Origin of the sequence: Bartonella sp. AA126HLJHH, from assembly GCF_042197425.1 — a bacterium.
In the GTDB taxonomy this organism is placed as follows: Bacteria; Pseudomonadota; Alphaproteobacteria; order Rhizobiales; family Rhizobiaceae; genus Bartonella.
On the sequence record NZ_JBHIRU010000041.1, the window covers coordinates 1 to 6,433 of the forward strand.

The 6,433-nt window shown below is 37.6% G+C and carries 3 protein-coding genes and 6 pseudogenes; 4 read left to right on the top strand and 5 right to left on the bottom strand.

Features of this window, described 5'->3' with window-relative positions; all coding sequences use genetic code 11:
- Window positions 1-132: 132 nt before the first annotated feature.
- The 5 genes and pseudogenes from ACFIQC_RS09050 to ACFIQC_RS09070 form a co-directional block, all read right to left on the bottom strand.
- Window positions 133-757, bottom strand: a pseudogene (locus ACFIQC_RS09050) (lambda exonuclease family protein).
- A 1-nt stretch (window position 758) separates the two neighbouring features.
- Window positions 759-1,538: pseudogene (locus ACFIQC_RS09055) on the bottom strand (ERF family protein).
- Window positions 1,539-2,475: 937 nt separating this feature from the next.
- A pseudogene (locus ACFIQC_RS09060) lies at window positions 2,476-3,086 on the bottom strand (phage antirepressor KilAC domain-containing protein); the annotation flags it as partial.
- A gap of 393 nt (window positions 3,087-3,479) precedes the next feature.
- A complete protein-coding gene (locus ACFIQC_RS09065; protein ID WP_375621638.1) occupies window positions 3,480-3,641 on the bottom strand; it encodes a hypothetical protein in 162 nt (53 codons plus the stop codon).
- Window positions 3,642-3,772: 131 nt separating this feature from the next.
- Window positions 3,773-4,423, bottom strand: a complete 651-nt coding sequence (locus tag ACFIQC_RS09070; RefSeq protein WP_375707078.1) for a S24 family peptidase — start codon at window positions 4,421-4,423, stop codon at window positions 3,773-3,775.
- Window positions 4,424-4,473: 50 nt separating this feature from the next.
- Here ACFIQC_RS09070 and ACFIQC_RS09075 point away from each other — a divergent pair.
- From ACFIQC_RS09075 to ACFIQC_RS09090, 4 genes and pseudogenes are all read left to right on the top strand, one after another.
- Window positions 4,474-4,793, top strand: a pseudogene (locus ACFIQC_RS09075) (hypothetical protein).
- Between the two features lie 82 nt (window positions 4,794-4,875).
- Window positions 4,876-5,357, top strand: a pseudogene (locus ACFIQC_RS09080) (crossover junction endodeoxyribonuclease RuvC).
- Between the two features lie 98 nt (window positions 5,358-5,455).
- Window positions 5,456-5,707 carry a hypothetical protein gene (locus ACFIQC_RS09085; RefSeq protein ID WP_375647795.1) on the top strand — a complete coding sequence of 84 codons (252 nt, stop codon included), beginning with the start codon at window positions 5,456-5,458 and terminating at the stop codon, window positions 5,705-5,707.
- Window positions 5,708-6,192: 485 nt separating this feature from the next.
- Window positions 6,193-6,433 (top strand): annotated as a pseudogene (locus ACFIQC_RS09090) (hypothetical protein); the annotation flags it as partial.

Genomic DNA, 6,433 nt, shown 5'->3' on the forward strand with positions numbered 1-6,433 from the left:
GGTAAAAAAACAAAATTCCTCATCTTTAGCAGGCTGTATGATAATATGTTTTGTGTTACACACGTTTAATTTCCTTATGTGAAAGGGTGGGGGTGCTCGTAGATATGCGGGGAACAAAACACCCCCATAAGGTTAAGCAGCTTTTGTTGAGAGTTGTTTTATCTCTCGTTCTATCTCTGCTAAAAAGGTTTCAACAGCTTGATTGATCTGTTCAATTTGTTGATCATCACGGAGAACACGCTTGACTTTCATGCGTAAGTGAAAGAATTCCCCCGTAAAACGTGGGTCATAGCTTACGAAATCACACCACTTTCGTTCTGTACAAGCCATTTGGAATTGCATTTGTGCGTGATATTCTGGTTTGATTTCGTCACCTATACAAAAGCGCATATGTGTTACTGATCTCGGGCATTTGACTTCGATTAAACCGTCTTCTCCAATGAGACCATCAGGGCTAGCCCCCGCCATTTCTATTGTGGAGTGTTGGATAAAGCCGCACTTTGTTATATTGACATCATAAATGAAACCATATTCTCTCAAGGCATCTTCTTCATGTTCGATACCTCATCTCATATCTTCAGTTTCATAATAGGGGCTTGTTTCGCCTGTTAAACGCTCTGTTATGAGTTTGATTTTGTAGTCTTCATATTTGCTCGTAGGCAATCCTTTTGTATTTTTATTGAGTATGTTGTAAATGTTTGATGCGATGACTTTCCCTAGACTTGCTTGAAAATCATTCTGCTGTTCGTTGCTCCATCTCACACCGCCGTTTGTTGCTCTTGTGATGGGAGCGATTGTAGAGCTTTTTCTTTTTGAATATTTTTTCTTCTTTCCAAATGCCCCAAAACCAATTCTGCTTTTTCACAAGACATATCTGTTAGTTTTCCTGCTTCTGCAAAATAGAGAAGACTAATTTCATTTGTCCCTGTTTCTTTAATTAATTATTCGATTTGCTTTATCTGTTTAGAGGAAACTTTTTGATTATTTGTATCGCCTTCTTTGGTTCGCGGTTGACCATCTGTATCGTCTTCTTTACTTGCTACATTAAGAAGCATGCATAACAGGTATCTCCCGTAGGTAAGTGTAAAACCAACTGATCGTATGCTATTTTTAGAGCCTGTACTGTCAATTGGAAATGTTCCTTCTGTTGAGATTTGATTTCCTGAAGGATGAGACAGAATTATTTCTATGGTAACGTTTTTTTTCTGTTTAATGTTTAATATATTTGTATTTTGCAAGCCCGTCCTTTACAGCATCAATGTACTGATCAAGCATAGCGTATTTGCTGTTTGTATGGGTGATTGTAGAGTTTTTTCAATATTTTGATATTTTGTTTGCATAGCCGAAAGATCACGGACAAAGTTTTGGCGCTCTTGTCGTTCTATTTCTTTTTCTCTTAAATCAAGAAGACGCTTTAAGCGGTCAATACTGACATCACTTTCTAAGGCTTTATTTAAAATACATTCCATAGCAGTTTGTTCGACGGCTAAATGATGTGTTTCTTCAATTTCTATTAGGTTAGTGTTTTGTTCACTCATTTTGATTTCCTCCATTACGCGCAATTCACGTGTGGCGTGAATCACGAATGTTTTAAAAGGCTGGTTTGGCTGTTAGAAAGGGCTTATACGCTCTGTCTTTTCCTAGGGATATGTTCGGGCTTTTCTATTATAATTAATATGTGTGTTGCTTGAAATACATGTGTTACCACATACAACAGCATCACCACCAATATGAGCTTTTTCACAAATATTGTATTGCCGTGAATTTCGGCTATTCCGTAAACTTGCGTATTATCGAAAATATGTGCATTGGATTCAACACAAACGTTCCCAAAGTCTCTCAGTGCACGCATGCGACGAACTGGGCGACGATAGAGAATGTCTATTTCATCAGTAAATTCGTATTTTTTTCCATGGTTTATTGCCTCTCGCCCTTTGTGATGATTTCATCATTGATGATCTCTGCGTTTCCCTGAATAAATGCATAACCATGGATTTTGGCATTTCCTCCAATTTTTGCTCTGATAGAAATCAATAGACTGTCATAAATTTTAGCTTTTCCACTAATAAATGCAACACCAGAAACCTGTGCATTTTCGTAAATTTGTGCATTGGCAAAAACACGAATATGTCCAAAAATCTGCGCATTGCCAAAAATATTAGTTTCTCTGGGAACAGATTCACTACCAAAAACACATGCATTTTCATAAATACCAGAAATGTTATCAATATAAACATCACCAAAAACCTTGGCATAACCATAGACTTTTGCATCATCACCTACCCAGCAATTACCATCATGACTGAGGTTGTCTTCTTTTTGTATAAAGCCGCCTAGGTCGCCTGCTTTAATAGCATCAAAATCTCTTAAGGCTTTAATTCAGTGAAGAGTTTTTCCAGCAAACTCTATTGTTTCATCAGTCATTTCGTATTTCTTTTCCATGATTGTTGCTCTTAATGCATGCTTTATCTTTATAAGCTCTTGAAACTGTAAACCAATGCCTTCTGCTGCTGGTACAACTTTTTCTATTCCATTTGCGGTTTGAAGTGGATGGTCGGACAATCCATAAGTTGCTTTTGGATTTTGTCTTGATACGGTAGCAAATTTCCACCTGCTGCTCGTCTGTAAAACCACCCTTTTTGCTGTAAGAAGAGAATGAATTGTTTTGGTTGTATCTCGAGTATTTTAGCGGCTTCTGTAAGACCGAAGAGTCCGTTGTGACGTTGCAAACTTTCAAGAGCAGCTGCTTTGGGTTTAAGGATACCCACTTCACTTTTTAAAGTCTCTAATTGTGTGACACTTTCTAAAAGCAGTTTTTTCACAAAGAGAGAGTCTTCTAAAGCGTTTGCAAGGTCTAAAGGTTTCTTTGCACGCCGTTCACATTCAATAAAATATTGACGGGCTTGTTTACCTTTTTCATTACGTTCTACCATGGCGAGCTCTTTTGCCATGTCTAATGTGGGGTGATAGTCTATGGCTGTAACAGCTCTAGATTTTGCGCTCCCCAATTTTGTGGACCGCAAATCTTGTGTTTTTATAAAATCACTTTCCTCTTCAAATTCATATTGATGAATACGATCCTTAATTCAAGTAGAGAAATCTTTCCCTATTTCCAAAAATTCATGTAACTCACGTGCGTTGACCGTTTGAACGGTTTCGTGTTTGATTGTATTGTGCTGGATAGCAATAGGCTTTTCCATTACGAACCTCATGTTGATGGGATTGATGAATGAAAGGGGGCGGCGCTTTTAAATGCGCCCTTCAGAATTTAAAGCACATCACAAGGATACAAACGGTGTTGTTGTTCGTAAGAATCATACATTGCATCGTTATATTCATGCTGTTTTATATCGTCTAAAAAAAACGTATGCTGTAATGTGTAAAATAACGTCATGAGGTATGTTTCCGTTAAAACACTGTTCTTCATGTTCTCTAAGATAAAATTCTGCGATATCTTCAGATATATCTTCGCAGCTCTTTTAAGAAGGATTGATGCGAAAGATTTGGATTTCATTATTTGCCTCGTCAATAATTTTTAGAACTTGGCTTTCATCCAGAGGTCCTGACCGACCAATGTTTTGATCATCATCGTAGACAACTAATAAAATTTCATCAGAATTTATAAGAATTGGATTTTCCATAATTTCTCCTCTCTAACGCCTCTTGGCAATTGTTTGTGCGTGGTTTATGGATACCAATGTAGCGATTTTGAAAAATTTTTTTAAAGTAATAAACTAAAGGCTTGCTTGAAGAGAAGTATAAAAATATTAATTCATATTTTGGCTGGCTTAATCCAGTCGATAGGTGCACACCATTCTAATTCTACATCTACGATATCGGCATATTTTCCATTTATACTAGATAAAACCCATTTCCCTTTTTCTTTTCCGAAACGTAATACTTTGATGTAAACTTTTCCACATTTAGTTTTTATGATAGCGCGGTTGTTAATAAGATCTTCTGATAGCAAATGATAGGAATAAAAAAGACGACTTCCTTCTTCAATGGCTGGAAACATAGAATCACCTACCACGCGAACAGCAACAGTTCCTTTAGGAGCAGATGGCGGGGCTTCTACTTCTTCTAGACAACCAGAATCTATTGCGATTATTTCTCCTCCGGCTCCTACAGATCCGATCAAAGGAACTAAGTGATTAGTGGGAATAGAAGCACCTGTAAGCTTTGATATTTCTAATAATTCTCGAGCAGAAATATCTCTTGTTCCTTTTAGCATTTTATTGACGGCAGCACGATCTATTGAGCGACCTAAAGAAGCGGTTAGCTGTCTTGAAAGCCCTAATTGGCTTAATCCAGCTTCAGATAAGGCATTTTGTAACCATTGCGAGATACTTATTGTCATATCTTTATTGTAGGTACGTTGTATACAATCGTCATTTTCTAATTTAGCAACATGTAGTTTCATTATAAATTTTCCTTCTTGATATTGTTTTTATAATCGCTACATAACGTGCTATGAAACAATTTTCGGAAATAATAAATCTGTTAGGTGGGGTTCGTAGGGTAGTATCTCAGCTGCTTGGGGTTCATAGAACACGCGTGTATGCCTGGCTCCGTCCTATATCAAAAAGTGGAACTGGTGGGAGAATTCCAACAAAACATATCCCAATTCTTTTGAATGAAGCCAAAAGAATTGGAGCACCGATTAAGGCAGAAGACTTTTTCTCGTTTTTTATAGGACGCAATCATGTGATTCTAAATTATCTTCACAATCTGCTTTTATTGCTGCTTCTACAGATAGTAATGAACATCAACAGCATCATTCACACTCTTAAACAAGCATTAAATAAAGAGATCAAATTAATAGATTACGCGTCACCATGCGCACGCATAAATACGTAGAGCCTTAAGGGGATTATGATCACTAACGCAACAAACTATTTTATGTCTTGATCTAGGGACCAAGACAGGCTGGGCGATACGTGGTGCGGATGGTCATATAACAAGCGATACAGAAGATTTTCAATCACGCCGTTTTGAAGGCGGTGGTATGCGTTATTTACGCTTTAAACGGTGGCTCACTGAACTAAAGAGGTCCGTTGATGAAATTGACGCGGTGTATTTTGAAGAGGTACGCCGGCATGTGGGTACAAACGCTTCTCATATTTACGGAGGCTTTCTAGCAACCTTAACAACGTGGTGTGAACATCATCAGATACTATATGAAGGCATTCCTGTTGGCACAATTAAGAAGGCAACAACAGGAAAAGGAAATGCCTCAAAAGAAGAAATGATTAAGGCGGTGTGTACAAAAGGACATACGCCTAAAGACGACAACGAAGCAGATGCTTTAGCAATTTTTATATTTAATGCAAGAAGGGGGTATACATGTCCAATAAATTACCGTGGACGGAGGCTATTTGCAGATAAATGGATTCTTGATCTTGCTTGTTTATTTCCCTTTGAGTGCAAAGTTTACATAAAGTTACGCTTGCAAATGCTTTATACTGGAAAACCACTTTTAAATAATATGAAGGTCCGGGCTGATTACACTGGCTGTTCAGTAAAAATGTTCATGAAAGCGTTAGAAGTTTTAATAAGCACAGGTCATATCGAACGTTTAGACGATGGGTGTTTATGGAGTTTAAAAGTTGAAGAAGAACTCAATAACTCTAATGAGAGTTTAGAGAAGGTATCGAAGACGTCACGGTCAAAGACGTTATCAGAGAGAGCAAAGAAAGCAGCGTAGGCAAGATGGGATAAACATACAAATGATGCTTGTGATATGCTTAACGATGCTAAAGCAATGCTTAATGATGCCCATATATAACATAAACAATAACAGTTATAATAAAAAACTAATACTATCGTATTAGCAAAAAAAAATTGTTCTGAAAATTTAGAAACAAACGAACAGGTTCATGAGTCAATAGAGATTCATGCTTGCGGAAGCTAACCAGAGCAAATCACAACGGATGTAGAAAACCAACCTCCCAATCACAAGCAAAAGAACGTTCCCCAAAAAGCGAAGCGGACTAAATCAAAAGATGATTTTCGCTTACCTGAGGATTTTGAACCTAATTTGCAATACGCAATCGATAAAGGCTAACCCATGATGAGGCGCTGTTAGAATTCGAACGGTTCACAAATTACTGGATAGCAAATCCAAATAAAAATGCAAACAAACGCTATTGGCAAAGGACTTGGTACAATTGGGTTACAAGCCCTATCGGAATGCTAGCAAAGAAAAAAGCAAGATTAGAACAGGAAAAACGGTTAGGTGATCATTATGGAAAATTCACTCATAAAACTTTCACAGAACAGTTTGCAGAAGGCTTCAACGAACTCAGAGATCATCTCTCATCTGGAGAAGATTATGGAAATGATCAGTCCGGGGCATCCATTGACGCTGAAAGCTGGGAATACATTGACGAAACAGGAGGAAGAGCAAACCTTAGATGCTTGCAATCGTCTA